The sequence below is a fragment of the Polaromonas sp. P4_H1 genome (genome assembly GCF_056400945.1).
In genome coordinates, this window is sequence record NZ_JBFUKG010000113.1 from 1 (window position 1) to 570 (window position 570).

Consider the following 570-nt stretch of genomic DNA (forward strand, 5'->3'; position numbering starts at 1 on the left):
GGCGTGGCGGGCGGCCAGATAGCTGCCGGCGGTGGTGAGCGACTTCAGGTCACGGGAGGTGGGAAACTGGGCAGCCGAGCTATCGCCGGTATGATCCGGGGTTTGCGCCAGCAGCTGACCGGGCATCGCGAGAACGGCGACCGTGGCGGCAGCGAGCGTCAAACGATTGAAACGGATGGACAACATAGGGTTCGCCTAGCTCCAGGATTTACGGGCAGGATATCGAGCAAAATGCGAGCAGGACTGCAAGACAGGCTCGGATGCGCAGCCGACCCGGCAATAGTGCGCATGCCAACAATGCCGCGTTTGGCGGTCAATCGCAAGGATCGGGGGCGCGATCGCACCAATGGCACCTTGAAGCCTGTCAGCAATTGGGCCGCCGGATTGCGCCACTGCCCCTGAGAACGCTCGCACTGTGGCGTTATCGTGACATCCGGCCGGTGTAGCGGCCCGCCTACGGGCGCCGCCGCTCACACAATCGTAATCAGCGAACCGGTTACATCGCCTCGTAGTTCGGGCCGCCGCCACCTTCCGGCGGAACCCAGGTGATGTTCCCGTTGGGATCCTTCA

2 protein-coding genes are annotated in these 570 nt (G+C 63.5%); both read right to left on the reverse strand.

Annotated elements, in window-relative coordinates:
• Nucleotides 1–186 (reverse strand): hypothetical protein (locus AC1DS5_RS25395; protein ID WP_477721011.1); only part of this gene is annotated, 186 nt, incomplete at its 3' end.
• A gap of 310 nt (nucleotides 187–496) precedes the next feature.
• On the reverse strand, nucleotides 497–570 hold a 74-nt coding region (locus AC1DS5_RS25400; protein WP_477721012.1), incomplete at its 5' end, for a 4Fe-4S dicluster domain-containing protein.